Source organism: Microbacterium sp. PAMC21962 (assembly GCF_019443465.1).
GTDB classification, from domain to species: domain Bacteria; phylum Actinomycetota; class Actinomycetes; order Actinomycetales; family Microbacteriaceae; genus Microbacterium; species Microbacterium hominis.
Genome location: NZ_CP080381.1, coordinates 1,403,518 through 1,428,104 on the forward strand (window position 1 = coordinate 1,403,518; position 24,587 = coordinate 1,428,104).

Below are 24,587 nucleotides of genomic sequence, written 5' to 3' on the forward strand. Positions count from 1 at the left end.
TCTCAGACGACGAGGAGACCGTGGTCCTCGTAGGCCGACTCCGGCGGTTCGGTCGCTTGGGTGGTCAGCAGGGCGTAGAAGGCCATGGTGACCGCGATGACCGGGGATATGTCGACGGGAGCTTTCTCCCGATCCCAGACCGGCATTCCGTTCAGTGCCTTCGTGACGCCGTTCTCCACCGCCATGTCCAGGGACGGTTGCGAGCGGTGTCGCAGTTGCCCTGCACGTATGGCGTCGTGGAGGCGACCGGCGCTGTTGAGCAGCGGGGTTGCGGATATCTCGTGGACGACGAAGCCTTCGCGCTTGAGCGGCTCGATCAGGTCAGACGCAGCCGTTCCGCGCCCCTGCAACGCAACCTCGTTGACGCCGGTCTTCTCCCGCACCTTCTTGAGATGCTCGATCACCCACATCATGCGGGGACGCTGCGCGATCACCTCAACATGGGCGAGGTCGTCATCACGTGAGCTCGCGACCGCGATGTAGGACATCCTGTGATCGCTGGAGACGTCAACGCCGAGCATGATGCGGCGACCCGCGGCGATCTGAGAGCCTGCGTAGGCGAGCGTCCCGTCGGCGCCGACGATCGGCGCATCCGCGCACGCGTCCCATGCTGCGAAGTCGATATAGGGGGTGATCTCAGCGGTTACCCACTGGCCAAGCACCTCGATACGTTCGACGTTCTTCTCCGGCGCATTCGCCGCCGAGCGCATGAGGCCCTTGATCGTCATGCCCGGGTGATACCCCGCGGACGGGTTGGCTTGACGGAACGCCATCGGGTCATCGAGGCTCGCCTCGGGCAGAGCCGACCACTCCGCGACGAACCACTCCGCATCCGGGTTCTCGACGTCGCGGTGGGCGGACTCACGGACACCCTTCAGTACCTTCGACTTCGCGGTGCCGGCGTTGGAGAAGCACAGCAGCAGCGAGTCATACATCGCCGAGGATGCCTTCTCGATCGATGACCAGCCGTCGTAGTCGTATTGCTGACGGAGCTCGTCGAGCATCAGCCGCGCAGCGGACATGCCGCGGGCGCCGTCGAAGGTCCGTGGCTTGTAGACGGCTCCCCCGTGGGTGCGGAGCTCTGTCTCTCCGTTCGTCGTGCGGGGCGGGTAGGTGAACGCCTGCAGCTGGGGAACGCGATCGGGAGCGATGCCGATTTTCCGATCGTCGGGCGCACCCCATCGGCGCACCTGCTTCCACGGCTTCATTGCGATGTCGAGCTTCTGCGCGGCGCCGACGATCTCGAAGTCGAACTCGCGCAGTTGCTGGGGCCAGCGGCCGGCATCAACGTAGAGCCAGAACGCGCAGAGCACGGCACCGATCAGGGTCTTCCCGTTCTGCCGACCGACGATCACTAGCGCTTTGCGGAAGCGCAGCGTGCCGTCCGGGTTTAGCTCGAGCAGGTGGATCAGCAGCCACTCTTGCCACGGGTAGAGCGTGACGTGGAGGGTGTCACGCGCGAAGTCGATGACCGCGAACCCGCGCGACGTCTTCGGAGTGAGGGGACGCAGCGGCACCGTCCAGACGCGAGGCTCGGTGATCCCGAACGCATCCGCCACGGCGCCTCCCTTTGTTAGCCGGCGCCGAGCTTGCGGCGCATCGCCGCGATGTCGTCGTCGGGCGCCGCCTCTGCGGTTGGGCCGGCGCCTACGGCAGGGGCTGGCCCTGCCTGGGCGGGCACGGATGCGGGCGTGATCTTCAGCTCCGCGCACCCCTTCAGGTAGTTCGGGATCAGCGGGTGAGCTGCCTTGCGGAGCTCATCGAGGCCTTCACGCTGTGCCTCGTCGATCAGCCACGCCAAGGTGAGGACGGCCTCGCATGCGCCCGCGTACTGCTTCTTGGTGTCGAGTCCGGCTTCCTTGATCGACTCCCGAGTCGCGTCGTAGATGCGGCCGGGACGTCGACGCAGCGCTGCGGGACGGTTGACGAGTTCCGCCCACTCGCGCAGCTGCTGCGCGAGCTGACGCTCCGCCGCGAGAGCTGGGTGGACGATCGCTCCGCGCTTCTCCCCACCGTCAACGACCAGGCCGTCTTCGGCGATGCGGCGGGATGCGTCACGCCACCGGACGACGAGCGCGCAGTACGCCTCGAGCGTGTGCTCGTCGACGCCGGGCGCAATCGCGCCGCGCTCGACCACGTCACGCCAGACCTCGCGCCCCTCCTCGTCAAGACGTTCGGGCGGGTCGGAGGGAATGGTGAAGGGCTTCGGAGATGCCATGGATGCCTCCAACCCTCAGGGCGCCTACGCTGATGCGTCCGGCGGCAGCGACGCCCGCGCGGAGGCTGCCGAGCGGGATCGACGTCAACGACTCCCGCTCACGGTCCAACGCGATCGGACGAAGTCTCGCGACGAGGTTCGACAACGCGCGACGCGATGCCGGCCACTCGACGATCTCAGCCACCTGCATCACGCTGATGCGGGGATAGTCCGCCAACACGTCACGAACGGCAGGCTCGTACTCTTCAGCGAGCGATGGCCGGTGGTAGTCCAGAGCCGCGCCATCGGCGAGCGCTCGACGGATGCTGTTTCGGTCGGCACCGATCTCGCGAGCGATGCCTCGGATCGTCCCGCCTGCTTCACGATGCGCCCGAATAGCGCGCCGGTCGTGCATATTTTTCCACCCCGATCAGGTCAAAGGGTGCATATCCGATGCCACCCAAAACGCTGCGCGGGCGTCTCGCGTGCGTGCGCTCGGGGAGAGAGGAACAGACCGCGCGGGAGGTGGGCCGCCAGGCGCGGATCCCTGAGATTCGAACGCCCCTCCCCTACGTCCACGCCTGCGACAGGACACCGAGACCGGGGCGGGGAGGGCCGTTGCTGCGCTCGTTGTTGCAGTCGTGCGTGGACGCGCGGAAGTTGGCCGGGTCATGCTGCAGCTGAGGATGCGTGGAGACCGGGTAGTAGTGGTCGAGCTCGAAGCGATCGCCGTTCGTGTAGTCGTCCGATGGGGCGTCGTAGTCAATGTGCCGCTCGCCGCAGATCCAGCACGGCGCGTTGACTTCGGCGCACCTCGCGCGGAACTCTGCACGGTCCTTCACGAACCGTCGCGTGGTCTTGCGTGCCGATGTCATCGCCGCGCCTCGTCTCCGTCGAGGATGGGCTCCCGCGCGCAACAGCGAGAGCCCATCCCTTCTCACGATCACGCCCCGCCGAGAGCATCAAGCGACTCGCCCACAGATCGGGGCGCCTAAGGAGTTGAGGTCGCGTGGTCACGGCGAGGCGGCGACTCGGCGGTGAGCACACACCCCCGAGAAGAGCGCACGAACGACGAAAGCCCCATCCGTCGGGATGAGGCTTAGGTCATAGATCTCGTGCACGCACAGCGTACCACGAGCCGTGGAAGTGCCGCGAACTACGCGGGCGCGGCGCGGCGAGGTCGAAACTGTGATGCGACCGCCGCTGCACGCATGCGCGCTGCCGTCGCGTCGACCTCGGACTGTCGGTACCAGCGAGTCATCACCCCGCGGCCGTCGCGAAGCGTTGCCCGAGGCGCGAGCTCCCCCGCCGCCACCCAGTTGCGCAGCTGACGCTCGGTCACCTGCGCACGCTTCGCCGCATCGCGCGTGATCAGCAGCGGGTCGAAGCGCGGCTCCGGAATCGGGTTGATCAGAATCTCGACGTCGTCCGCGTCGTCCTGGTAGACGAAGGTGCTCCGGTCGCGGCGCTCGACACCCCACCTCGACGCGGCATCCGCGATCGACCAGTGCCGGCCACCGTCCTCGTCGGGTGTGTGCATGTCGATCACCGCGGCGGCGAGGCGTAGCGTCTGGTCAGCGTCGGCGAGGATGCGGTCGACCCCGTCGAGCGTGTGCATGTTGATCCACCGCGACCAGTCGCGCAGGTTCTGGGAGATCTCGATCAGCGCGTCGGCGACCTCGGCGTCAACCTGATCGGGCGCGGTCGACGCGGCCGCGAACGTCTTCACGGGCGAGTACACGACAGCCTTGCCATGGCCGGCGAGAGCCCGGAGACGACCGAGGAGGTCGGGAGCGATGCGCAGCAGACCGCGGATGCGCTTGCGGCACGTCTCGCACACGACGAAGCCCTCGAGCACGACCGCGCCCGCGCAGCGACGAGGGATCGGGCACGGCTCAGCGGGGTTCGCCGACGCGGGACAGTCAGCCAGGTGCACCTCGGGGCGGAGGCATCCACGCACGCACTCAGAACGGCTCATCGAACAGCACCTCTCCGCGAGTCGACCCCGACTCGTCGCCTTCCCAGTCCTCGACGGGGCCGTTGACGGACTCCCAATCCGCGAGCTGCGCACGAGCGCGACCCTGGAGCATGAACATCTCGTGATTCAGGCGCGCAGTGCGGCAGGGACCACACGGGAACCGAGAACCCCGCGGATGATCGACACACCCAATCGGCGGAGCATCCATGAACCACGGGCGGCGAGGAGGCCGCTCCCGCGGCTGCTCGCCCGCGCTCGCCCGCGCTCGCCCGCTCGCCCGCGCACTCTCGCTTACACCCGGTGAAAACGGAGACCCGTCGAGGTGAATCCACTCCTGCCCATCCGTCTCGATCCCCGTCGTGATCTGCCTCGCCTCCTCGAGCAGCAGCAGGTGCATCACCGCTCGGTCGATCGCCGTCGCGGCTTCCTCCCTCGGCCACAGCAGACCGGCGATCGTCGCCACGTCCAGCGGCATGCGCGTCTCCGGCGATGCGATCAGACGCAGCGCCACCAGCGTCGCCGCGACGGCGAGCGCGTCGGGCGGTGCGGAGTTGGGTGAGTGTCTGCCGCCAGCTTGGGGTTGCTGGTGGGTTGTAGCCAAGGTCGTTTCCTCTCGCGAATCCGGTCATGCAGAGTTCGAGTGCTTCGTCGAGTTCGTGGGTGTCGACGAGGACGCACTCGGAGTAGCCGCGGCCGTGGCGCATGAGTTCTTCGGCTTGGCGGGCGTTGTCGAACGCGGTGGGGAATCGGGCTCGGAGCAGGGCCAGGGCTTCGCGTTCCCAGGTTTCGTCGGTGCCGCTCATGCAGACGATGACGATCGCGTCTTCGCTGAGTTGCTCGAGGCGGGACGAGCGCCAGGCTCGACCGACTTTCAGGACGCCCCACTTCGGCCAGTAGGCGACGTAGGTTTGGGCGTACTTGAGCATGCGGGACGGGTCGCGGACACACTCACGGCATGACATGGCGCGGCCGGCGCTCAGGGCGCGTCCTTCCTCGGTGGTGCGGCGCCCGCAGGCGCACTGGCAGCCCCAGACGGGCTGTCGGGCGCCGGAAGGCATGACGCGGTCGTCGAGGCGCTGGAGGACGCGGAGGCGGCCGAACTGTTGGCCGGTGAGGTCGATGAGGGCGGGCATCAGCTGACTGCGCTGAGGGTCGGCCGTGCGGGCGGGAGCTGTTCGGTCTGCGCGGCGAGCGCTTCGATGGCTTCGCGGGCGCGGGTGGGGTTGCCGGCGACGTAGCGGCGGGTGGTTGAGGGTGAGGCGTGTCCGAGGAGGTCTTGGACGAGGAGGAGGTCGCTGGTGAGGGCGTAGGCGCGGGTTCCGAAGCGGTGGCGGAGGGTGTGCATGGTCCATTCGCCGGGGAGGAGGTCGCGGATGATTTTGCCGATGTAGCGGGGTGAGAGGTGGCCGTTGTCGCGGCCGGGGAACAGGTAGCCGGCGGGTTCGGTGGCGAGCTGCTGGCCGAGGGATTGCGGGAGGGGGACGATCCGGTCGCGTCCGCCTTTGCCGTGGACGATGAGGGAGTAGTTGACGAGGTCGACCATGAGGTCGCGGGTGTGGACGCGGGCGACTTCGCCGCGGCGGAGGCCGAGCTCCGCGGCGAGGCGGAGCATGAGCTGGGCGCGCGGGTCGGCGGCGAGGAGTGCCTCGTGGTAGACCTTGTCCGGTGCGGGGCGGGCGGCACCATTGATGGTGCGGACGTGCGGGGTGTCGTCGACGGGGTTCACGTGCACGAAGCCGCGGAACATTCCCCACGCGTAGAAGCGTCCGAACGTGGTGCGGCGGCCGCGGCGGGTCTCCGATGCCCACTCCTGCGCGGCGAGGAAGTCGAGCAGGATGTCGGTCGTCACCTGCCAGGGGCCGACGTTCACCCGACGGGCGAGGTGTTCGAGGTGCTGCCGGCGCGCGGCGCTCGTCGACGTCCGCTTCCCGCCGGCACGCTCGTGCGCGAGGTAGCCCTCGATCGCCTTCCGCCACTCAGCTGTCAGCATTACCTTCTCTCCCATCGCTTCAAGTACTCGCGCTGCCATGGCAGCAGTCGAACGTCGAGGTTGGTGGTGATCCAGGTCGCGAGATCCTCGGTCTGTTCCACCTCCGTGGGCAGCCGAACGGAACACCGGCACTCGTGGCCGTCGACGGCGAACGGGCATCCCGCGTCCTCACCTCGGCGAGCGCCGGTATAGGTGTCGTGCGAATGACGGCCAGCAGAACACCGCTCACAGATTGCGCGACCACTCATACGGGGTCGCCCACCTTGAGCGCGGCGATCGCGCGGTCGTGTTCCTCCACGGCAACGGGAGTCGCACGGGACCCGATAGGGCACGTCCTCTTCAGTCGCGCGAATGTCGGGGATCAACGTGTCGGCCCATCTCCTCAGCGCCGGGGCATGAGCGATGGCGAGCATCACCGCTTCATGATGGGCATACGTCGACCGCGGCAGCCCGTACCTGACCGCGTAGAGCACAACGAACGGCTCCACCATCTCGCCCATGACGGATCACCCGGCCCGGGAGCGAACCCGGCGTTGGCTCCGTTCGGCCGCTTCTTGCACGTCTCCCACCCATCCGTCGAGGTAGACCAACCCGTCCTCAGTGGGATGGATGATCGAAGAGAAGTTGTCGCCGTCAAAGCGCACGCGGATGCGGTGGTCCGCGCTCGTGATGCGGCCCGGACGCCCGTTGTATGCCACGCGTGCGCCCCGACGGGCGGGAACGCCGTAGTACCGCCGCACGTACGCCATGCTCATGACGGATCACCCGAACTGGGCCACCACGACAGGCGGTAGTTCAGCCGCCACTCGCACCCCTCGGCGTGAAGGGGCTCGCTCGGATCGCCCACAAGAGGGCGGATCGGCAGGCGCCGCGGACGCTTCCCGTCCGGGTAGCACGCACACGGGCGTGGCGGGATGAGCGCCCAGTCGATGTAGCCGATCAGCTCCTCGACGTTGAGCGCGTAGAGGTCGTTGCCGGGGTGCGTGTTCTCGAAGCAATCCCGGTCGAGGTCGAGCGACCACCCACCGGCTGCGCCGCCCATCTCGCCGGAGTCGTAGATCGGCTCCCAATCCAGCGCCTCGACCTTGAACCCGCGGGACTCGACGGCCTCGCGGATTCGGCGGCGTGCTCGCGTCTCGGTCATCGTTCGCTCCTACCGTTCGGGTGGTCCTGTACAGCCGAACTGCGTGCCTTGCGGTCAGCTCGCCACTTCGCGCGCAGCCGCGCGAGGTCGAGCATCCCGATCTCGACCGCACCGGCCGCGACAGCGGCGGCTCGTCGGGGTCGCGTCACGTCGTAATGGCGCTTAACATCGTCGTCGGGGTACTGAATCCACGAACGGCGCAGACCGATCTTGTCGGCCATCGCGTCGAGTTCTTCGCGGGTGTCGGCCTGCATATGGCACCACTCGCCCGTCACGCTTCGCGCACCGTTCGGAACGGTGGCCTTCTTGAACATGTCATCCACGTAGACGCTCATGACGGATCACCCGATCCGTGAGCCAGCAGTGCGTCGAAGTCGAACGCCTGCTGTGTGTTCAGTTCGAGGCACGCCGGCGACACCCACAGGCGGTCACGCTGAGAGTTGAGATCAGTGACGTTGTAACCCGAACTGACCGCCTTGGGCGGCGTCAACTTCCGCCACCCCCGATCCACGAGTTCGTCGTGTTCGTCGTCGTATCCACACAACACGATTCGCCAGTCCCGTGGAGCTTTGGCGCACCAAGCGCGCACCTCCGCCGAAACATCGGCGCTGTCATGCTGGTAGATCTCCTGACCGTCGCTCGTACGCTTGCTGTCTTCGTACGGCGGGTCGAGCAGGACGCCGACTGTCGTGTAGTGGCGGAGGTTCTTCGACAACGGACGCTTCCAGTCACCACAGGTGATAACGACGTTCCGCATCCGCGCTGAGAGAGCCGGAAGATCAGCGGCGAGCACTCGCATGCCTGCGCGCCCTTGCCCAAGATGCGGGATCGCGCGGCAGATGCCGTCCTTCGCGCCCCGCGTCTTGCGTAAGTACTCGCCGTCCGACTTCCATGGGCCGCGGTTGGTTCCGCCGCCGATGCTTCCGATCGTTGCAGACAACCACCATGCAGCAGCCTTCGGGTCGCAATGCTCGGGATCGCCTGCCAGCCAATCCGCCAGCTCGCCGTCGTTCCGTTCCCGCAACCAAGCGAGACGCGCATGCAAGTCCAGTTCCATCACGGGACCGCCCGCATAGGACATCACTTCGTCGGGTCGGTCACGGATAGCGCGCCAGAGGTTCGTGATCCACCCGTCGAGGTCGTTGAGTACCTCGCGGCGATGTCCCTTCACCTCCGGCCGCCCGAGAAGGACGGCAGCCGAGCCGGCGAACGGCTCCACGTAGGCCTCAACGTCGCCCAGAAGGTCCCACACCATGGGCGCGACGTGCCTCTTACCACCGAAGTACGGGAACGGCGCAGTCAACTGTTCTGCTTGGACCATGCGGGCTCCTCCTTCAGGATGCCGATGAGCTGGTGCCCGAGGAACTCGGTGTACGCCGGCGGGACCGCCTGCGTCGTCCCATGCCACGTCGCCCACGGCATCCCCATCACCTCGCGCGCCTCGTCGATCGTCTTGGCCTTGTCGCCGCGCTTGGTCCCGTCCGGCCGGCGATAGTCGCTGTCGTCCTGCGGATGGTCACCGTAGACACCGATCGGTCGGCCCTGCTCGGCGTGGCGGCAGGGCAACGACCACACGTGATCGAGGTTCGTCTCGAAGTAACGATGCCGCCGAACCCGCAGGCCGAAAGACGAACCACACAGCTTCACGGCGTTGTCCATCGTCCGCCGTGCGCCCTCGACGTTCTCCATGATGAACGGCTTGCCGGTCGCGTGCAGACGCTCGCGTGTGGGCGGGATGAGGTCGACGTGCTTGGACTTGTCCGGGGTGATCGTCGAGTGCGCCTGGCACGGCGGCGACGCGCCGAGGGCAGCGAAGTCGGCGAGCATCAACCACTCGACGTCGCCGTTCGGATGCGTGAACGGCAGCGCCTCGCCGGCGAGGAGCCGATCGAGGGCGTCGATGGCGTCGCCGATGTAGATCGGGAACGGGTAGGCGTCCTGCGGCACCTTGTCGACGCCGTACAGGCGGAACCCGGCTCGCGCGTAGCCCGTCGACGCGCCGCCCTCACAGCAGAACAGATCGAGCATCCGGGGTGCGTCAGGCATCACGGCTCCCGTCCATGTGGTTCGTGAGCCGGTTGTGCGCCCACAGGTGCAGGCGCGGCATCCACCATCCGAACCAGGTCGGGACCATGACGGACCTCCACTGTGGGTGTTCGGTGCATCCGAAGCCCTTGGTCGCCCTCATCGCGCACGCCCGATCCGCAAGACGTCCCGCACGATCGTCGGTCGCGATGCCGCAGCGGCTTCGATCACGCGACGCTGCCGCTCGATCTCGTGCTGCTGACTCGTGAGAAGCGCATCCGAGAGAGCCAGGCGCGCAGCGAGACGGTCACGCTCCGCGGCCGCGTCGGCGAGCGCGCGGATTTCGGCGTAGGCCTCGGAGAGTTGTGCTTCGACGTCGCGGACGGCGTAGAGGGTGTTTCGGAGGGTGGTGAGCTCGCGGTCGAGGGCGTCACGTTCGGCGACGACATCGGCCCACTTCTGCATGGCGAGGGTGAGGGCGGACTCTTCACGGGCCTCGAGGTGTGCGAGTTCGGCGAGGGTGTTCTCGGCGAAGCGGCGGGCTTGGTCGCGTTGTGCGATGGCGTTGCCGAGGTCTTCGGTGGTGGCGACGGTGGCCCAGTCGGGTCGGGTGTCGCGGAGGCGGACGAGGGTGGCGTGGTCCTCGATCCAGCACTGGTGGGCGGTGCGGTGGGCGAGGCGCATGTCCTGGACCCATGTGGCCCGCTCGTCGTCGCTCAGGCCGTTCCAGCGGGCGGCGAACTCGGCGGGCGTCGCGACCTCGACCCTCGCGTCGGGGGCGGCGGTGGCGGCGTCGGCGAGCGCGTTCTCGTCGATGGTGAGGGGTTCGGGGGTGGCCATGTCGATGCGGGGGGGGAGTTGGTCGATCTCGTCGGTGATGTGCGGGATCGGGGTGGGTTCGGGGTGGTCTTCGGCCCAGGCGTCGAGGTCGGCGTCGGTGACGGGCGGCTCAGGTACCTCGTCGACGGTGGACGTCTCGACCGGGGCGGTCTCCTTGGGGGTGGGGGTCGTCTTGGTGGGCACGACGGGTGCGGTCGGGTTCTCGGGGACGAGGCCGAGCTCGAGGGCGATGTCGCCCGGGGTGAGGCCGCGCTTGACGAGCTTCTGGTAGCGGTAGTCGCCGGCGTTGAGCTGGTTCGCTCGCTTGCAGGAGAGTCCGTACTCGTCGCCGGCGGGGCAGGCGTTGCCGCGGCATCCGCCCTTGTACCCGTCGACGGCGCCGTGCGGGAAGGAGTCGTCGAGACGGTCAGCTGCGGCGTTCACTCGTCGACCTCCGGCTCGTTCTCGTCGTCGGCGGCGTCGCCGGTGAGGTCCTCACCGGCGCGGTCGGCGAACCATTCGGTCTGGGCGACGAGCGCATCGGCGCGATGGTCCTTGTCGGTGTCGGTGAGCGTGTAGTCGAGGGCCTCGAGAGCGTCCCAGTACTTCACGGCCGCGGCGCCGTCGAAGTGTCCGCGGTCCTCGAAATAGGCGAACGCTCGAGCGAGCGCGATGCGCAGCGACGGCACACGGCCCGACTCGACAACCTCGACAAGCTCGTCGGCGAGCGCGTTCTGTTCCTGCCATGTCATGTTGCGGGGACGTGCGGTGCCGTCGATGAGCTGCAGCGTGAGGCGCGGGTCGGGCGCGTCCTCGTGGTGGATCTCGGCGCGGAGGGCGGCGGCGAGGAGGTCGAAGTGCGCGGCGACGGGGCGGAGGCGTCCGGTGGTGAGGTGGGTGTGGATCCACGCGCGGCGGACGTCGGTGTTGGTGTCGATGAGCGCCTGGCGTTCGCGGCGCTCCTGCTGCTGGCGCTGCCACTCGGCTTCGCGTTCGAGTTCCTCGGGCGTCCTCTCCCGGACGTGCACGGCGGACGGGAGGGTGTGACCGTTGGTTTCCCAGTCGGTGCAGACGTAGCGGATCCAGTCGTCGGGCTGCTCGTGGAGGTAGTAGGACGCCGCCTTCTCGATGATCGCGGCGTGGCCGGGGCAGGTGGTGTGCGCGGCGGGTTCGATGCCGAGGCGTTCGAGGGTCTTCCCGGTGCCCGGCGCACCCTTGCCGGTCCACCATTCGCTGCCGTAGGTGAGGATTTCGACGACGTCGACGTTCTCGGCGACGAGCTGCTCCTTGAGCTTCGTGACGCGGGCGTCGACTTCTCGCTTGGAGCGGGCGTCTGCGGTGTCGCGGTCGAAGTTCTCGGGGCGGGTGGTCGCGGTTTTGATGAGCTTCTGCTGAAGCTTCGGGTGCTCGTCGAACTCGGCGATGATCGCGGCGCGCTCGAGGTCGATCGTCGGCTCCTGCGCGACGAGGTCGGCGGCCTTCTCCGATGCGGTGACCCTGAGTCCCGCGCGGATCCGTTCGGGCTTCTCTCCGAGGCCGGCGGCGATGTCCTCGGGGCGCAGACCGAAGAGGGTGAGCCTCTGGTAGCCGGCGGCGAGGTCGCGGGCGGAGAGCTGCTTGCGGCGCTCGTTCTCGACGATCTGCTGCTCGAGCGTGATGGCCTCACCGTCGAGCGGGGTGGGGCGGAGGATGACGGAGATCTCGGCGATGCCGGCGGCGATCGCCGCACCGACACGGCGGTGACCCGTGACGATGACGTACCCGCCGTCGTGCTCCTCGACGACAGGAGGCTGGATGATGCCGTGCTGCAGCACCGAGGCGATCAGCTGCTCGTCGGGCGTCGCATCCTCGCGCGCCTGGTCGCGGACGGCGAGCGCGGCGGGGTCGACCTTGATGAGTTGAAGGTCGGTGGTGGTGGTCATGGTGTGCTCCTTGGGTGGGGTCAGGCGGCGATGCGGCCGGCGGCGATCGCCTTGCGTTTCGCGGCGGTGGCGACTCGGTCGCATTCGCTGCGCGCGTACCGGTGCGCGGCGGCGAGGGTGGGGAACGGGACGGGGTCGTTGAAGAACTGGCGGGAACCGTCGCCGAGTTCGACGTAGGGCTGGACGGTCCATCCGAGGACGTCTCGGCGGGTCTCGCCGAAGCGGGGTTCGCGGAGGATGGCGCGTTGGATGAGCCAGCGCATCAGGCGGCCAGCTTCCGGATGAGCGGGGTCGGGTCCTCGTTCGCGACCAGACCGAGGTGCTCGCGGTCGCGGGTGATGGTCTTGTCGGAAACGAGGAGCATGTGCGCGATCAACTCGTCGCTGTGGCCGGCGGCGTGGAGCTGGCGGACGGCGAGGAGACGCTCGTCGCGGGTGAGGCGAATGCGGTTGCCGTGGACCGCGAGCTCAACAGCGATCTCGTCGACGGCAGCGTCCTCCCCCGTCTGTGGTTCGGGGTCGGTGTCGATGTCGCCCCATGCCATCGGTGGCATCCATCCGGCACGTTGCGCGCGACGGATGGTGCGGGTGATGTACGCGGCGTCGGCGTCGCTGGTCGGTATGGGTCGCGTGTTCCAGATCTGCTCGTAGAGCTCGGCGAGCTGCTGGTGGGCCCGGACGGTGGTGCCGCCTGCGTTCACCCTCTGCGTGAGAGCAGAGCGGGTGATGCCGAGCTGCGTGGCGAGCGCTTCGATGGACCATCCCCTGCAGGCGAGTGCCTGGACGCGGCGGCGCGATCCTGTCGAGGGGATGCGTGTCGCGGGATCGAGGTCGGAGATCTTCGGTTCGATGGCGAGGATGGAGTTGTGCACGCGGTAGTGGATGCGTGTGACCCGGCCGGTCGCGATCTGGTAGACGGTGCGGGGATTGATGTTGGCCGCGCGGGCGATGTGCTCGTACGCGTACCCGAATCGTGAGAGGACGAGGACGTGCGCTCTGGCGTGGCCTGCGAGGCGCGGCGCTCGATCCCATCTGCCGTACGCCTGCAGGCGACGCTCGGTGCGCTTCGTGGCGGCTTGGGCTGCGCGGCAGCCGAGGCAACGACACCCGTGGCTGGTGTAGCAGGTGGCGGTGAGGCCGTGCTTGTGGTTGTCGGGGCACACGGGTGCCTCGGTCACGGTGACGGTGTCCATCAGCGGGCGGGGACGTACTTCGCGTGGAGGTCGGCGCGGCGGATGGATGCGGTCTTGCCGACGCGGTGCGGGTGGGCGTCGTTGCGCCGGATGCGGTAGTTCACCGGGGACGAGAGCGTCGGGGCGCCGATGATCTCGATCTCGCGGGTGAGGATCTTGCCGTCCGGAGTCTGGACGCGCTGCGTCCACCGGCTGCGGAGGCGGATCGGGGCGACGGTGCCGGCCGCTTCGAGCGTGGCGGTCGCGGTGGGGGTCGTGTGGTCCATGGTGTGCTCCTTGGATGGGTGGTGGTCAGTCGAAGAGGGTCGGATGCTGGGCCGGTTCGGGAGGGCTGTGCCGACGGCCGGCGGTGAGGAGCCGTTGCAGCTCGACGAGGCCAGCGGGCGTGACGTAGGTCTGCGGGTACGGGGTGCGTCCACGGCCGGGGACGGGGATGTTGCGGACGGTGAGCCAGCCGTTGCGGCGGGCGACGTGCGTGACGGTCCAGTCGCCGCCGCTGCGATCGAGCCATCCAGCCTGGTGCATGACCTCGAAGAGGCCGTTGCGGCCGATCGTGACCTCGGGATCCTCGGAGAGAATCCGCGCGGCGACGTGCACCGGGTGCGAGCCGATGAACGACGGCACCAGCTGCGCCTTGTCGAGCGCGTCGTCGTCCGTGGCCTCGAGCACCGTGCGCACCCAGTCGAGGAACCGGGACGCCGGCGGCGTCGCGGCGGCCTCACAGCGCGCGATCGCGACCTCGACCGGGTAGCAGACGTGACCGTCGATGGTCTCCCACGTGCCGGCCTCGACGAGCAGCTCCCCGGTCGACCACGGCGGGATGCCTGCGATCGCCTCGACCTGATCAGCGCGCATGAACATCGCGCCCGCGTCGACGAAGATCCACAGGTCGCCCGCGCCGGGCATCCGGTGGATGAGCTTCGTGCGCGTCCGGGACAGCTCGACCACGGCGCTCATCCCCGCCCGCCCTCGAGCGACGAGGCAGCCGCGTCCGCGATGCGGCGGCGTGCGGTCGCGCACGGACCACAGCCATCGGTAGGCTCGCCACCATGGCCGTCCAGGTGCACTACCAGGGATCCGTGTTCGACCTCGACCCCACGCGAAGCGACGCCTTCTGGTGCTCGTTCATCGATGAGACGATCGCCACCGTCAATGAGACCGGACGTCCTCTGCCGCTCGGACTGAACCTTGCCGACGGTCGAGGAGCGTGGCTGCACCTCTACCCCGGCACGCCGATCGCCGTCGTCGCGCCCGCTGAGATCCTGTTTCACCGGCACGACTGACCGGCGCAGCAGATTCGTCGCGCACGGACCACATCCGATGAACGTCCCGGTCGGATGAGTGAGGCACGTCATGATGCGGCCTCGTCATCCGCGCATGACGAGCACAGGTCCTCTTCCACCCACCAGCAGCCCGACATGCAGGCGACGTCGTCCGTGCACTGGCAGACGCGGCAGCGGCGGACGTCGAACATCGGCTCGAGGAACGCGACACGCTCGTCGATGTCGTCGACCCGACGGAGCATCCGCGCGAGCAGAACGACCGCCGCTGCCTGCACGAGCACGACGACGATGAAGAGGACCACCTGCAGGACGTCGAACATCACAGCACCGCCCATGCGAGGACAGCCTCAGCGAGAACGACCGCGCCGAGGATGCCGACGAGCACGACCGCCCACAGCGGAGTGCGCGTATCCGGTTCTGTCTCGATCGGGATCGGCGTGGCCGCCGCTCGGGATGCCGGCATCGGCTGCGGCGTGGCCGTCGCTTCGGGCTCGCTCATCGCCGACCACCGCCGTACAGACGGTCGAGCTCCTGGTCGACGCGGTCCAGACGCGCCGACGTCTCCTCGTCCGCGATCCACGTGCTCTTGTCGAAGGCGCCGTACGACCAGCAGACCGTGATGAACGCGGCAGCGAGCAGCGCGGCGAGCGCGGCGGTGAGGAGGGTGCGCTCCTGCTGCAGACAGAGGGCGACGATCGTCACGAGTGCGACGACGAACGCGGCCCAGCGGATGGTGATCATCGACGGGATGCCTTCCTGATGCGGATGAACGCGACGCCGGCCGCGATGAGCGCGACGCCGGCCGCGAAGGGGAAGAGCTGCGCTCCGGACTCGGCAAGGCGAGTGGGGCCGGCGCCCTCGGTCGACACAATCTGGGGGTGCAGTGTCGACGTCGTGATGGGGGTCACGACTTCCGAGGGCGCCGGAGTCGGGGACGCCGCCACCGTCTGGGACGGTGAGGGCGAAGGCTGAGAGGTGAGCGTCGGCGACGGGGACGGCTCGGGAGTCACGCTGCAGCCGGCGCCGACGGGCGCCTGCCCGCCCTCACCGAAGTGCTCCGGGAACTCGGCGAGCTGGACCCACTCGACGCACACCGAGGCGGCGTCGAGGCCGAAGGCCGACCACGGGAGGAAGCTCGCGCCGATCCACTTCCCCGAAGGCTGGTTGTTGAGCGCCTCGAAGTGGATGCTGTAGCTGCCGGTGGTCGTGCGGATGTTGACGTGACCGCCATCGGTGAACGACGCGCCGGCCGGCAGGGTGATGCCTGCGGCATCCACCGTGTACGGGGTCGGGGCGTCCGATCCACCCATCGGCGCGACGAGCAGGACGGCGGCGAGCGCTGCGGCGATCATGCGGCACGCCCGCGGAGGATGTCGAGGAGCACGTGCGCGTGGGCGCGGCCGACGGGCACGTCCCACTTGACGCGGGCCTCGGCCTTGGCCTGCTCCTCAGGTGTGGGCACAGGTCGCACGACGATGGTGCTCACGCTGCACGCTCCGCATTCCGAGCCTTGCGTGCGTCGCGACAGTCTCGGCACGGGACGATCGTTCCGGTCGGGTGCGCGGCGCAAGATACCCGCTCGGTAGGCTCAGCGGCATGGCCACCGAGATTCACTACTACGGGTCCGTCTTCCAGCTCACCGAGAGCACAGATGACGATCTGCACCGCCGGTTGATTGGGAGCTACTTCGAGAGCCCCGAGATCCAGGAGGGTCCGATCGTCGTGTGGTTCGACCTTCGAGGCGGCGGACACGTGTCGCTGAGACTCACGGTCGATACGCCGCTCGCGATCGTCACGAGCTAGCCCCACGGCGAGCGCCCCGCGGGCGGTCTCGCACGAGCCACAAGCCGTGTGAGTGCCGGCGGGGTGAGCAGGGCACGTAGCCTTGCCGTCATGACGAACGGGAGACGTGGTCGCGGCGCGGACGCCGGAAGTCTCACTCGAGCGCAGCGGATCGAGGCGGCGGCCATCATCCTTCGGGACGCGATTGAAGAAGTTGACGCGCGTCATTTCGCACCGCCAGCACTGCACTGCTCGAGCCACGCGGCCACGTCCCGACGCGTGTAGCGGATGAGGCTCGACCCGGGCAGCTTGATCCAGCGCGGGCCGGTGCCGTCGGCACGGTACCGCTCGAGCGACTTCGTCGAGATGTCGAGGATCTCGGCGAGCGCCCGAGGCGACATGATCACGGGGAGGTCTTCGAACCCGGGGACCTCAAGGTACTCAGGCTCCGGTGCGGATGCCGCGTTCAGAGGTGTCACGTTGCTCACGACGCCACCGCCTGAGGATCGGGAGTGAGAGCAGCCGATGCTTCGACGCGGGAAATCAGCTCGGCAACGGTGACGCCAAGCCACGGCGCGAGAGTGAAGAGCTCGCCCATTGTGAACGGGGGAGCCGCCTTGAGACGGCGGCCAGCCGTGTGCGGCGTGACGTCGATAACGACGGCGAGATCAGCCGATGTTCGGCGGTGGCGCGCCATCTCGACGCGCACCTCTTCGCACAACGCGATGGCCTGCTCATCAGCCACTGTCTGCTTTGTCATACAGACATAGTGAATGCCAAATCATCCACTGTCAAGCAAATCATTCGTGTTGACGAAAAATCATCCATCCGGCATGATCGGACGCGTGCACACCGACAAGACGGCTCGCTTCACGGAGGCTCTGGTCTCAGAGATCAAGGCTGAGATGGGTAGGCGTGACCTCTCTTCGCGGGCCATCGCTCGAGCGATCGGCGTGAACGCTCAGTACGTGTCATCGCGACTGGACGGGGGAAACCCGCGAACCGGGGAGCGGGTGATCCTGAACATCCGAGACCTCTTCGCGATGGCTGCCGCCATGGACCTCGATCCGGCCGAGCTCGTCCAACGGGCAGAAGCCATCGCCGAGGACTACGCACTTGCGGCTTCAGATGATGACGACTGGCAGAGCCGCCAGGAGGCGGAGAACGAGTAACCCCTGGGGAGGGCTATGAACATCTGCGATCTAATCGGCGACCTCGGAGTCGAGCTGATCTACACCAACGAACTGCCGCCCGAACGGCTCGGGTGCTACCTCGACGACGAGCGTCGCATCCTGATCCGGGCTAGTCTGCATGGCGCGCTCGAGCTTGAAACGCTCGCCCACGAGTACGCGCACGCCCTCCACCGCGACCGTACTCGGCATCCCGCAGTCGAGTGGCGTGCTTGGCGCACGGCCGCCCGGATCCTCGTCGACGACGAGGCGTACGCCGCGGCGGAGCGCATCAGCCACAATGCCGCGTACATCGCCCGCGAACTCGGTACCACGGTCCGGATCATCGAGGCCTACCGGAAGGCCATCCACCGCGGCGAGATCCTTCTCGCCGCTTGACCCTTGGGGAGTCACACCATGAGCAGCAGCATCGATCCCGAAGAAGCCAACATCGAGACGCCTCCCGTTCCCGACCAGAGCGCGGCGGAAGCGGCGAGCACGACAGCGCCGCTGAGCGACGAGTCGAGGACTCCGCGGAAGCTCTGGCCGCCCTCGCTCCTCGTTGGTGCCATCGGCGCTGGTGTCCTGGGGCTCATACTCGGCGCCACCGCGGTGGCTATACCGGCTCAGATCGCCGCGAGCGGGTCCGCAGCGCAGCTGGCCAGCTCGACGGAGACTCGTGACACGTTGGAGATCGATCTGAAGAACGCCAAGTCGTCTCTGCGTACGAGCGAAAGCCAGCTGAGTACTGCGGAGGCATCGCTCGAGGAGTTGCAGGGTCGCGTCAGTGACCTGGAAGCGCGCGAGGCCGCGGTGACGGAGCGGGAGGCCGCTGTGAAGACGACCGAGCAGACCATCGCTGCTAACTCGTTCGGTGAAGGCATCCGGCTCGTCGGCAAGAACACGGCCGCCGGCGTGTACACGACCGCGGAGATCACCTCGGGTTCCTGCTACTACGTGTGGAGGACGAGCACCGCATCCGATGCTGAGATCATCGACAACAACATCGTGAAGTCGGGCACTGCCACCGTCACTCTCCGAGACGGAGACGTCTTCGAGTCGAGCCGATGCGGCAAGTGGACGAAGACCGGCTGAGCATGTCGCTCCTTCTCACCATTGAATGACTGATGGCGCGTGCGTGGATCACTGACCGTTGGGTGAAGGACGCGATCGTCGAGCTCCCCGACGGGTCGAAGACGCGCCTCAGCGCGACGAGCGCGCAGCTGCGTTCGCTGAAGACGCTGCCCGAGCACTTCCGCACGTCGAAGTTCGGCAGAGGATCACGCTGGATCGCTGCATGGTACGAGATCGGCGGCCGGCAACGGCAGCGCCTCTTCGAGCGGCGATCGGATGCCGAAGCCTTCATCGCCGCACTCGAGGACGATATCCGCTCGGACCGCTACATCGACCCCGCCGAGCGGGAGCGCGCCTTCCGGGTCGTCGCCGAGGAGTGGCTCGCATCGAAGAAGCGCGTCAAGGAGTCATCTTGGCGTCGCTACCGGCGCGAGCTCGACATGTACGTGCTGCCGCGGTGGGGCGACTCCCCCATCGGCGCCATCACCCGGCCGCAGATCGACGCGTGGGTCGCCCAGCTGCAGACCGGCGACGCTCCCTACGTCTTCGACGTGAACGAGTACCTCAAGAAGCCTCGCACCCCGCGCGCCATGGCGCCGGCGTATATGCGCAACGTGGTCGGCGCGACGTTCGGTGGCGTAATGCGTTACGCCGTCGCCGAGCAGCTCATCGGCCGCAACCCGCTCGAGCGTGTCGAACTGCCCCGCATCGAGGGTGACCTTGAAGCCGACCTCCCCTCCTTGTCATACCCCGACATCGAGGCTCTCGCGGAAGAGGCGCAGCGCAGTACCGGACGCGTCGTCGACGGCGACCTCCTACGGCTGCTCGCCTACGCCGGCCCGCGCATCGGCGAAGCCACCGCACTCAAGGTGCGCGACCTCGACGCCGGCGCCAACCGTGTCCGCGTGCACCGCACCTGGACGCTCGACCGTGAGGGGCGCCGCAAGCTCGGCCCGGTGAAGACCTGGGAGAAGCGGTGGGTGCCGGTGCCCGCATTCCTCGTGAAACGACTGCAGGACCTGATCGAGGGGCGCGACGAGGACGAGTTCCTCTTCACCGGCATGCTTGCCGCCGCGATCGACGGCGGCAACTGGCGGCAGCGGGTCTGGTACCGGGCCGTGAAGGACGCCGGCCTCGCGGCGGGCATGTCCGTCCACGACCTCCGCCACGTCGCCGCGTCGAACGCGATCGCCGCCGGCGCCGACGTGAAGCTCGTCCAGCAGATGCTCGGACACAAGGACGCCACCGAGACCCTGAACACCTACGCGCACCTCTGGCCTGAGCGCACAGGCGAAGTGATGGCAGCCGTCGAGAAGCGCCGCGCCGAGGCGCTTCGCAAGTCCGCCGCAGCGTGAGCTCGCATCCCCGACGTCGCGTGTCATGTTAGACGGATGTTAGACGGCAGCGGGTCGGCGAGCGCAACCTCAACGACAGAAGGCCCGTCGATCCGCGGAATCACGCGGATCGGAGGGCCTTCGAAGACTGGGGTCGGTGCCGGCTACAGGACTTGAACCTGCAACCCCCGTATTACAAGTACGGTGCGCTACCAATTGCGCCAAGCCGGCGGGGCCGCTCCAGTCTAGCCAGCGGTCCGGGCCGCTTACGGCGCCTTCGTCGGCGTGAGGGAAGGCGTCGGGGTCGCGGTCTGCGACTTGTAGTACGACCCGCTCGCGCTCGTGAGGACGAACTGGGAGAACTCGGCGGCGTCCGACATGTCGCCGACGTACTGCTGACCGTTGACGACGACCATCGGCGTGCCCGTCAGCGTGAGACCGTCGGTGCCCGGGATGCTGCTGATCGCACGCTCCGTCGCGCCCTTCACCCACGCCGAGTACGACTCCGTCTCGATGCACTCGCGCAGCTTCTTGGGGTCGTCCGACCCGTTGGCCTGCGCGATGTCGGCGAGCTCCTTGTTGGAGAACCCGTCCGAGTCGACGGCGGGCTGGCGGGTGAGCAGCTCATTGTTGAAGCTGAAGAACTTCGCGGGGTCGAGGGTTGCGACGCACGCGGCGGCGCTCGCGGCGCGCAGCGAGTACTTGGTCCCGTTCGACTTCGCGGTGAGCATCGACACCGGGTGGTAGGTCAGCGTCGCGGCACCGTCCGAAACCCATGACGACAGCTGCTGCGCGTTCGCGAGCTGCCACTGGCGCGCGGCGGGCGCGAGGTAGTCGACGTAGACGTGGATGTTGACGACGGATGCCGAGGCGCTCGGTGCCGGCGTCGCGCCCGGCTCGGCCGCAGCGGTGGGCTCGGGGGTGGCGCCGTCGATCTCGTCACCCGACGAAGTCACCGAGACGGACGTGACCGCGAAGCCGTCTGCGGTCGCATCGGCGGGCTGGAGCTGCGGACGGTCGTCGTTGGACCGGATCGCCCACGACACGGCCACCGCGACGACGACCACCGCGGCCGCGACTCCGACCGCCAGCGCGAACCGCTGGACGAGCCGGACACGCGACTGCTTGGCGTGCACGAGCTGCGCCTTCTCGCGGACCGCATCGCGGCGGCCGGCAGGCGTGGGCTCGTTCGGAGTGTCGTCGTGGGACATGGGACCTTCTGAGAGAAGCAGCTCGGGGTGCGTGCCGCCACACGTCGCGATCGTCGCGGACGGGGCTGGGCGATGCCTCGATGCTAGTCAGCCAGCCTGGGAAATGCCCAGACGGAGCCTCCTCCTCACCCGCGAGAACGTGCGATACTGAGAGCGCGTCCACCGAAGGGCGTGCGGGTCAAGCCCCCGCTCATTCCATCACAACGGATCGTCCGGCACGTACCTGCCGGTGAAGGAGAAGAAAACATGGCGTCCGTCACCTTTGACAACGCAACCCGCCTCTACCCCGGCGGCACCCGCCCCGCGGTCGACAAGCTGAACCTCGAGGTCGCCGACGGCGAGTTCCTGGTCCTGGTCGGCCCCTCCGGTTGCGGTAAGTCCACCTCGCTGCGCATGCTGGCCGGCCTCGAAGAGGTCAACTCGGGCCGCATCCTCATCGGCGACCGCGATGTCACCGACATCCCGCCGAAGGACCGCGACATCGCGATGGTCTTCCAGAACTACGCGCTGTACCCGCACATGACGGTCGCCGAGAACATGGGCTTCGCCCTGAAGATCGCCGGCGTCGGCAAGGAAGAGCGCGCCCAGCGCGTGCTCGAGGCCGCCAAGCTGCTCGACCTCGAGGAGTACCTGACGCGCAAGCCGAAGGCGCTCTCGGGTGGTCAGCGTCAGCGCGTCGCGATGGGTCGCGCCATCGTCCGCCAGCCCCAGGTCTTCCTCATGGACGAGCCGCTGTCGAACCTCGACGCCAAGCTGCGCGTGCAGACGCGCACGCAGATCGCGTCGCTGCAGCGTCGCCTCGGCGTCACCACGGTCTACGTCACGCACGACCAGACCGAGGCCCTCACCATGGGTGACCGCATCGCCGTGCTCAAGGACGGCCTCCTGCAGCAGGTCGGCACGCCGCGCGACCTCTACGAGAAGCCGAACAACGTGTTCGTCGCCGGCTTCATCGGCTCGCCCGCGATGAACCTGTTCCCGGTCGACCTCGCGAGCGCGGGCGGCATCCAGTTCGGCACCGCCGTCGTCGACGCCGACATCGACCGCCCGACGAGCGCGACGCAGGTCACGGCCGGCATCCGCCCCGAGGACATCATCGTGAACCCCGCCGACGGCCTCGGCCTGTCGGTCACGGTGGACCTCGTCGAGGAGCTCGGCGCGGACGGCTACCTCTACGGCCACACCGACATCGCCGGCAAGCGCACCGACATCGTCGCGCGCGTCGACGGTCGCAGCCACCCGAACGCCGGCGAGACGGTCGTCCTCGCCCCCGTGCCGCACCACGTGCACGCGTTCGACATCGAGTCCGGCGAGCGCCTCACCAAGAAGGCCATCGCCTCGGCCTGATCCGACGACGACGCGGCGCGGGTGGCTCCGGTTCAGCGAACCGGCCCCCGCGCCGCGTCGTATCCCCCGACGAAAGCGAAGACCGGCGTGGTCCACTCCCTCACGATCACTGCGAGCAGCGTCGACGCGGGCCTGCTCGCCCTGCCCTGGTCCACTCCTCTCGACGAGTGGGGCAAAGACACGATCGTCTCGCTCCCGAAGGGCCTGTCCCGCCACCTCGTCCGCTTCGCCGACCTGTCCGGACGTGTGGTGGCCGTCAAGGAGACCACGGGAGAGATGGCCCGTCGTGAGTACGACATGCTCGGCTCACTCGGCCGCCTCGACGTCCCCTGCGTCGAACGCGTCGCGGTCATCGACGGCCGCCGCACGCCGAAGGGCGAGCCGCTGCCGGCGGCCCTGGTGACGGCCCACCTCAAGTTCTCCCTCCCCTACCGCGCGCTGTTCACCCAGGTGCTGCGCCCCGACACGGCCGGGCGTCTCGTCGACGCCCTCGCGGCTCTGCTCGTGCGCCTGCACACGATCGGCTTCTTCTGGGGCGACGTCTCGCTCTCCAACACCCTGTTCCGCCGGGATGCCGGGGCCTTCGCCGCCTACCTCGTCGACGCCGAGACCGGCGAGCTGCACGAGGGCGGCCTCACGCGCGGCCAGCGCGAGCACGACCTCGATGTCGCGCGCACGAACATCGCCGGCGAGATCATGGACCTCGAAGCCGGCGGAAGGCTCGAGGGCGGGGTGGATGCCGTGGCCATCGCCGACGGCATCATGTCGTCGTATCACTCGCTGTGGGCGGCCCTGACCGACAAGGAGAGCTTCGCGGCGGGCGAGGCCTGGCACATCACTGAGCGCGTGAAGCGCCTGAACGACCTCGGCTTCGACATCGGCGAGATGTCGATCCGCACCACGTCCGACGGCACGAGCGTGTCGATCCAGCCCAAGGTGGTCGACGCGGGGCACCATCAGCGCCGCCTTCTACGCCTGACCGGGTTGGACGTCGAGGAGAACCAGGCACGGCGGCTCCTCAACGACATGGACGAGTTCCGCGCACGCGTGTCGCGGCTGGGCTCGGACGAGGAGATGGTCGCGCACGAGTGGCTGACCCGCGTCTTCGAGCCCGTCATCAAGGCGATCCCGTGGGATCTGCGGGCGAAGCTCGAGCCCGCCGAGGTGTTCCACCAGGTGCTCGAGCACCGCTGGTACATGTCGCAGGCGCGCGGACAGTCCGTTCCCATCGCGGAGGTCGTCTCGTCCTACATCGACGATGTGCTGCGTCACCGCCGCGACGAGGCCACCGTCATGGGTCCGCCGACGGAGACGATGGCCATTCCGGTGATCACCGCGGCGATCGGCACGATCGACGACGACGAGGATGACGACGTCGACTGGCGCGATCTCGTCTGACGCGGCGTTTCGTCGAACGCCGCCCGTCGAACCCCGTCCGTTGAGCGAGGCGCGCAGCGCCGAGTCGAAACGCCGCCGCCCGTCAGTAGCCGACGGTGAAGCGCTCGCGGACGTGCTTCGGGTTCTCGATCTCGTCGAGGATGGCGACGGCGAGGTCGGCTCCGGAGATGAACGACTCCCCCTCGGCATCCGTGACGAGGACGTCGCCGCCGTCGCGGTAGCGTCCGGTCCGCTCGCCCGGGTTGAACGCGCCGAAGCCGCCGGCCGGGTGGATGAAGAACCAGTCGCGGCCGGTCTGCTCGGCCTGCAGGTCTTCCAGCACGCCGATCATCTCCAGGGCCTCGGCCTTGAACTCCTCGGGGAAGCCCAGGTCGATCACGCGCTGACCGCCCGGTGCCACGAGGCTTCCGCCCGCGCCGCCGACGACGCCCAGCCGCACGCTCTCCGGCAGCACCGTGTTGAGGGCCTCGAGGTTGGGGCGCACGAGTCCCTCCATCGCACCGCGCGGAGCGACCGTGCTGACCACGACGTCGACGCCTTCCAGCTGCGCGACGAGGCCGGGGATGTCCAGCAGGGTGCCCTCGATGTAGGTGGCGCCCGGAACGCGGTCGGCGGCGACGGAGCGCGACACCGACAGGACGGTGTGCCCGCGGTCGACGGCCTCCGAGACGATGTGACGGCCGGCGAAGCCGGTGCCTCCCAGAACAGCGATGATGGCCATG

33 protein-coding genes and 1 tRNA gene are annotated in these 24,587 nt (G+C 68.3%); 8 read left to right on the top strand and 26 right to left on the bottom strand.

The window, feature by feature from the left end; translation table 11 throughout:
- Nucleotides 1-2: 2 nt before the first annotated feature.
- The 16 genes from KY498_RS06810 to KY498_RS06885 all read right to left on the bottom strand — a co-directional run bounded on the left by KY498_RS06810 (nt 3) and on the right by KY498_RS06885 (nt 14,224).
- Nucleotides 3-1,559, bottom strand: a complete 1,557-nt coding sequence (locus KY498_RS06810) for a terminase large subunit (protein WP_191008163.1) — start codon at nt 1,557-1,559, stop codon at nt 3-5.
- A 14-nt stretch (nt 1,560-1,573) separates the two neighbouring features.
- The gene (locus tag KY498_RS06815) at nt 1,574-2,218 is read right to left on the bottom strand and encodes a P27 family phage terminase small subunit (protein WP_219879584.1); all 645 of its coding nucleotides are present in this window, start codon (nt 2,216-2,218) and stop codon (nt 1,574-1,576) included.
- A 548-nt stretch (nt 2,219-2,766) separates the two neighbouring features.
- The gene (locus KY498_RS06820) at nt 2,767-3,072 is read right to left on the bottom strand and encodes a hypothetical protein (RefSeq protein WP_191008161.1); all 306 of its coding nucleotides are present in this window, start codon (nt 3,070-3,072) and stop codon (nt 2,767-2,769) included.
- A 281-nt stretch (nt 3,073-3,353) separates the two neighbouring features.
- On the bottom strand, nt 3,354-4,037 hold the full coding sequence (locus KY498_RS06825) for a hypothetical protein (RefSeq protein WP_219879585.1): 684 nt from the start codon (nt 4,035-4,037) through the stop codon (nt 3,354-3,356).
- Between the two features lie 124 nt (nt 4,038-4,161).
- Nucleotides 4,162-4,776, bottom strand: coding sequence for a hypothetical protein (locus KY498_RS06830; RefSeq protein WP_219879586.1), 615 nt, complete (start codon nt 4,774-4,776; stop codon nt 4,162-4,164).
- Between the two features lie 531 nt (nt 4,777-5,307).
- Nucleotides 5,308-6,165 carry a site-specific integrase gene (locus KY498_RS06835; RefSeq protein ID WP_219879587.1) on the bottom strand — a complete coding sequence of 286 codons (858 nt, stop codon included), beginning with the start codon at nt 6,163-6,165 and terminating at the stop codon, nt 5,308-5,310.
- A gap of 751 nt (nt 6,166-6,916) precedes the next feature.
- Nucleotides 6,917-7,309 carry a hypothetical protein gene (locus tag KY498_RS06840; protein WP_191007890.1) on the bottom strand — a complete coding sequence of 131 codons (393 nt, stop codon included), beginning with the start codon at nt 7,307-7,309 and terminating at the stop codon, nt 6,917-6,919.
- Complete coding sequence (locus tag KY498_RS06845; protein ID WP_191007891.1) at nt 7,306-7,644, bottom strand: DUF4031 domain-containing protein; 339 nt, start codon at nt 7,642-7,644, stop codon at nt 7,306-7,308. The genes KY498_RS06840 and KY498_RS06845 overlap by 4 nt, the downstream gene beginning before the upstream one ends.
- The gene (locus KY498_RS06850; protein WP_219879588.1) at nt 7,641-8,630 is read right to left on the bottom strand and encodes a DNA adenine methylase; all 990 of its coding nucleotides are present in this window, start codon (nt 8,628-8,630) and stop codon (nt 7,641-7,643) included. Before KY498_RS06850 ends, KY498_RS06845 begins: the two co-directional genes overlap by 4 nt.
- Nucleotides 8,609-9,355 carry a hypothetical protein gene (locus KY498_RS06855; protein WP_219879589.1) on the bottom strand — a complete coding sequence of 249 codons (747 nt, stop codon included), beginning with the start codon at nt 9,353-9,355 and terminating at the stop codon, nt 8,609-8,611. Before KY498_RS06855 ends, KY498_RS06850 begins: the two co-directional genes overlap by 22 nt.
- Before the next feature lie 138 nt (nt 9,356-9,493).
- Complete coding sequence (locus KY498_RS06860) at nt 9,494-10,597, bottom strand: hypothetical protein (protein ID WP_219879590.1); 1,104 nt, start codon at nt 10,595-10,597, stop codon at nt 9,494-9,496.
- Nucleotides 10,594-12,075 carry a ParB/RepB/Spo0J family partition protein gene (locus KY498_RS06865; protein ID WP_219879591.1) on the bottom strand — a complete coding sequence of 494 codons (1,482 nt, stop codon included), beginning with the start codon at nt 12,073-12,075 and terminating at the stop codon, nt 10,594-10,596. Before KY498_RS06865 ends, KY498_RS06860 begins: the two co-directional genes overlap by 4 nt.
- A 20-nt stretch (nt 12,076-12,095) precedes the next feature.
- On the bottom strand, nt 12,096-12,338 hold the full coding sequence (locus KY498_RS06870; RefSeq protein ID WP_191008147.1) for a hypothetical protein: 243 nt from the start codon (nt 12,336-12,338) through the stop codon (nt 12,096-12,098).
- A complete protein-coding gene (locus KY498_RS06875; RefSeq protein ID WP_219879592.1) occupies nt 12,338-13,252 on the bottom strand; it encodes a hypothetical protein in 915 nt (304 codons plus the stop codon). Before KY498_RS06875 ends, KY498_RS06870 begins: the two co-directional genes overlap by 1 nt.
- Nucleotides 13,253-13,266: 14 nt before the next feature.
- A complete protein-coding gene (locus KY498_RS06880) occupies nt 13,267-13,533 on the bottom strand; it encodes a hypothetical protein (RefSeq protein WP_219879593.1) in 267 nt (88 codons plus the stop codon).
- A gap of 25 nt (nt 13,534-13,558) precedes the next feature.
- Nucleotides 13,559-14,224 (bottom strand): phage antirepressor KilAC domain-containing protein, encoded by a 666-nt coding sequence (locus KY498_RS06885; protein WP_219879594.1) that lies wholly within the window; start codon nt 14,222-14,224, stop codon nt 13,559-13,561.
- A 92-nt stretch (nt 14,225-14,316) separates the two neighbouring features.
- On the opposite strand from KY498_RS06885, the gene KY498_RS06890 reads away from it, so the two are divergent.
- Entirely contained in the window at nt 14,317-14,550 is a 234-nt protein-coding gene (locus KY498_RS06890; protein WP_191008143.1) for a hypothetical protein, read from the top strand.
- A 68-nt stretch (nt 14,551-14,618) separates the two neighbouring features.
- On the opposite strand, the gene KY498_RS06895 is transcribed toward KY498_RS06890, so the two are convergent.
- Genes KY498_RS06895 through KY498_RS06915 form a run of 5 tightly spaced genes read right to left on the bottom strand, consistent with a single transcriptional unit; the run spans nt 14,619 to nt 16,036 of the window.
- Nucleotides 14,619-14,885: a hypothetical protein gene (locus KY498_RS06895; protein WP_191008142.1), complete on the bottom strand. Its 267-nt coding sequence runs from the start codon at nt 14,883-14,885 to the stop codon at nt 14,619-14,621.
- Nucleotides 14,870-15,049: a hypothetical protein gene (locus KY498_RS06900; RefSeq protein WP_219879595.1), complete on the bottom strand. Its 180-nt coding sequence runs from the start codon at nt 15,047-15,049 to the stop codon at nt 14,870-14,872. The genes KY498_RS06895 and KY498_RS06900 overlap by 16 nt, the downstream gene beginning before the upstream one ends.
- On the bottom strand, nt 15,046-15,291 hold the full coding sequence (locus KY498_RS06905; protein ID WP_219879596.1) for a hypothetical protein: 246 nt from the start codon (nt 15,289-15,291) through the stop codon (nt 15,046-15,048). Before KY498_RS06905 ends, KY498_RS06900 begins: the two co-directional genes overlap by 4 nt.
- Nucleotides 15,288-15,902 (bottom strand): hypothetical protein, encoded by a 615-nt coding sequence (locus KY498_RS06910; protein WP_219879597.1) that lies wholly within the window; start codon nt 15,900-15,902, stop codon nt 15,288-15,290. The genes KY498_RS06905 and KY498_RS06910 overlap by 4 nt, the downstream gene beginning before the upstream one ends.
- The gene (locus tag KY498_RS06915) at nt 15,899-16,036 is read right to left on the bottom strand and encodes a hypothetical protein (RefSeq protein ID WP_219879598.1); all 138 of its coding nucleotides are present in this window, start codon (nt 16,034-16,036) and stop codon (nt 15,899-15,901) included. Before KY498_RS06915 ends, KY498_RS06910 begins: the two co-directional genes overlap by 4 nt.
- Before the next feature lie 110 nt (nt 16,037-16,146).
- Between KY498_RS06915 and KY498_RS06920 the strand changes: the two genes are divergently transcribed.
- Nucleotides 16,147-16,353: a hypothetical protein gene (locus KY498_RS06920; protein WP_219879599.1), complete on the top strand. Its 207-nt coding sequence runs from the start codon at nt 16,147-16,149 to the stop codon at nt 16,351-16,353.
- 203 nt (nt 16,354-16,556) lie between these two features.
- On the opposite strand, the gene KY498_RS06925 is transcribed toward KY498_RS06920, so the two are convergent.
- Complete coding sequence (locus KY498_RS06925) at nt 16,557-16,820, bottom strand: helix-turn-helix domain-containing protein (protein WP_219879600.1); 264 nt, start codon at nt 16,818-16,820, stop codon at nt 16,557-16,559.
- Nucleotides 16,817-17,092 (bottom strand): XRE family transcriptional regulator, encoded by a 276-nt coding sequence (locus KY498_RS06930; protein ID WP_191008136.1) that lies wholly within the window; start codon nt 17,090-17,092, stop codon nt 16,817-16,819. The genes KY498_RS06925 and KY498_RS06930 overlap by 4 nt, the downstream gene beginning before the upstream one ends.
- An 85-nt stretch (nt 17,093-17,177) precedes the next feature.
- On the opposite strand from KY498_RS06930, the gene KY498_RS06935 reads away from it, so the two are divergent.
- The 4 genes from KY498_RS06935 to KY498_RS06950 are packed head-to-tail and all read left to right on the top strand — an operon-like array spanning nt 17,178 to nt 19,930.
- Complete coding sequence (locus KY498_RS06935; RefSeq protein WP_191008135.1) at nt 17,178-17,504, top strand: hypothetical protein; 327 nt, start codon at nt 17,178-17,180, stop codon at nt 17,502-17,504.
- A gap of 15 nt (nt 17,505-17,519) precedes the next feature.
- Nucleotides 17,520-17,900 carry an ImmA/IrrE family metallo-endopeptidase gene (locus KY498_RS06940; protein WP_191008134.1) on the top strand — a complete coding sequence of 127 codons (381 nt, stop codon included), beginning with the start codon at nt 17,520-17,522 and terminating at the stop codon, nt 17,898-17,900.
- A gap of 18 nt (nt 17,901-17,918) precedes the next feature.
- Nucleotides 17,919-18,596, top strand: coding sequence for a hypothetical protein (locus KY498_RS06945; RefSeq protein WP_191008133.1), 678 nt, complete (start codon nt 17,919-17,921; stop codon nt 18,594-18,596).
- Between the two features lie 32 nt (nt 18,597-18,628).
- Nucleotides 18,629-19,930 (top strand): site-specific integrase, encoded by a 1,302-nt coding sequence (locus tag KY498_RS06950; protein WP_191008132.1) that lies wholly within the window; start codon nt 18,629-18,631, stop codon nt 19,928-19,930.
- A 137-nt stretch (nt 19,931-20,067) separates the two neighbouring features.
- On the opposite strand, the gene KY498_RS06955 is transcribed toward KY498_RS06950, so the two are convergent.
- Nucleotides 20,068-20,140, bottom strand: a tRNA-Thr gene (locus KY498_RS06955).
- A 35-nt stretch (nt 20,141-20,175) separates the two neighbouring features.
- A complete protein-coding gene (locus KY498_RS06960; RefSeq protein ID WP_101305849.1) occupies nt 20,176-21,120 on the bottom strand; it encodes a thioredoxin domain-containing protein in 945 nt (314 codons plus the stop codon).
- Between the two features lie 246 nt (nt 21,121-21,366).
- On the opposite strand from KY498_RS06960, the gene KY498_RS06965 reads away from it, so the two are divergent.
- Nucleotides 21,367-22,467, top strand: coding sequence for an ABC transporter ATP-binding protein (locus KY498_RS06965; RefSeq protein WP_060959902.1), 1,101 nt, complete (start codon nt 21,367-21,369; stop codon nt 22,465-22,467).
- An 87-nt stretch (nt 22,468-22,554) separates the two neighbouring features.
- Entirely contained in the window at nt 22,555-23,865 is a 1,311-nt protein-coding gene (locus KY498_RS06970) for a DUF4032 domain-containing protein (RefSeq protein WP_060959903.1), read from the top strand.
- 82 nt (nt 23,866-23,947) lie between these two features.
- On the opposite strand, the gene KY498_RS06975 is transcribed toward KY498_RS06970, so the two are convergent.
- Nucleotides 23,948-24,586, bottom strand: a complete 639-nt coding sequence (locus KY498_RS06975) for an NAD(P)-dependent oxidoreductase (protein ID WP_060959904.1) — start codon at nt 24,584-24,586, stop codon at nt 23,948-23,950.
- Nucleotide 24,587 lies beyond the last annotated feature (1 nt).

Coding starts and splice junctions, on each gene's coding strand:
- KY498_RS06965 (WP_060959902.1), top strand. CDS start 21,367: ATGGCGTCCGTCACCTTTGACAACGCAACCCGCCTCTACCCCGGCGGC.
- KY498_RS06920 (WP_219879599.1), top strand. CDS start 16,147: ATGGCCACCGAGATTCACTACTACGGGTCCGTCTTCCAGCTCACCGAG.
- KY498_RS06895 (WP_191008142.1), bottom strand. CDS start 14,885: ATGGGCGGTGCTGTGATGTTCGACGTCCTGCAGGTGGTCCTCTTCATC.
- KY498_RS06940 (WP_191008134.1), top strand. CDS start 17,520: ATGAACATCTGCGATCTAATCGGCGACCTCGGAGTCGAGCTGATCTAC.
- KY498_RS06900 (WP_219879595.1), bottom strand. CDS start 15,049: ATGAGCGAGCCCGAAGCGACGGCCACGCCGCAGCCGATGCCGGCATCC.
- KY498_RS06930 (WP_191008136.1), bottom strand. CDS start 17,092: ATGACAAAGCAGACAGTGGCTGATGAGCAGGCCATCGCGTTGTGCGAA.
- KY498_RS06815 (WP_219879584.1), bottom strand. CDS start 2,218: ATGGCATCTCCGAAGCCCTTCACCATTCCCTCCGACCCGCCCGAACGT.
- KY498_RS06850 (WP_219879588.1), bottom strand. CDS start 8,630: ATGGTCCAAGCAGAACAGTTGACTGCGCCGTTCCCGTACTTCGGTGGT.
- KY498_RS06880 (WP_219879593.1), bottom strand. CDS start 13,533: ATGGACCACACGACCCCCACCGCGACCGCCACGCTCGAAGCGGCCGGC.
- KY498_RS06835 (WP_219879587.1), bottom strand. CDS start 6,165: ATGCTGACAGCTGAGTGGCGGAAGGCGATCGAGGGCTACCTCGCGCAC.
- KY498_RS06945 (WP_191008133.1), top strand. CDS start 17,919: ATGAGCAGCAGCATCGATCCCGAAGAAGCCAACATCGAGACGCCTCCC.
- KY498_RS06820 (WP_191008161.1), bottom strand. CDS start 3,072: ATGACATCGGCACGCAAGACCACGCGACGGTTCGTGAAGGACCGTGCA.
- KY498_RS06870 (WP_191008147.1), bottom strand. CDS start 12,338: ATGCGCTGGCTCATCCAACGCGCCATCCTCCGCGAACCCCGCTTCGGC.
- KY498_RS06905 (WP_219879596.1), bottom strand. CDS start 15,291: ATGATCACCATCCGCTGGGCCGCGTTCGTCGTCGCACTCGTGACGATC.
- KY498_RS06845 (WP_191007891.1), bottom strand. CDS start 7,644: ATGAGCGTCTACGTGGATGACATGTTCAAGAAGGCCACCGTTCCGAAC.
- KY498_RS06840 (WP_191007890.1), bottom strand. CDS start 7,309: ATGACCGAGACGCGAGCACGCCGCCGAATCCGCGAGGCCGTCGAGTCC.
- KY498_RS06855 (WP_219879589.1), bottom strand. CDS start 9,355: ATGCCTGACGCACCCCGGATGCTCGATCTGTTCTGCTGTGAGGGCGGC.
- KY498_RS06890 (WP_191008143.1), top strand. CDS start 14,317: ATGGCCGTCCAGGTGCACTACCAGGGATCCGTGTTCGACCTCGACCCC.
- KY498_RS06975 (WP_060959904.1), bottom strand. CDS start 24,586: ATGGCCATCATCGCTGTTCTGGGAGGCACCGGCTTCGCCGGCCGTCAC.
- KY498_RS06950 (WP_191008132.1), top strand. CDS start 18,629: ATGGCGCGTGCGTGGATCACTGACCGTTGGGTGAAGGACGCGATCGTC.
- KY498_RS06865 (WP_219879591.1), bottom strand. CDS start 12,075: ATGACCACCACCACCGACCTTCAACTCATCAAGGTCGACCCCGCCGCG.
- KY498_RS06885 (WP_219879594.1), bottom strand. CDS start 14,224: ATGAGCGCCGTGGTCGAGCTGTCCCGGACGCGCACGAAGCTCATCCAC.
- KY498_RS06910 (WP_219879597.1), bottom strand. CDS start 15,902: ATGATCGCCGCAGCGCTCGCCGCCGTCCTGCTCGTCGCGCCGATGGGT.
- KY498_RS06960 (WP_101305849.1), bottom strand. CDS start 21,120: ATGTCCCACGACGACACTCCGAACGAGCCCACGCCTGCCGGCCGCCGC.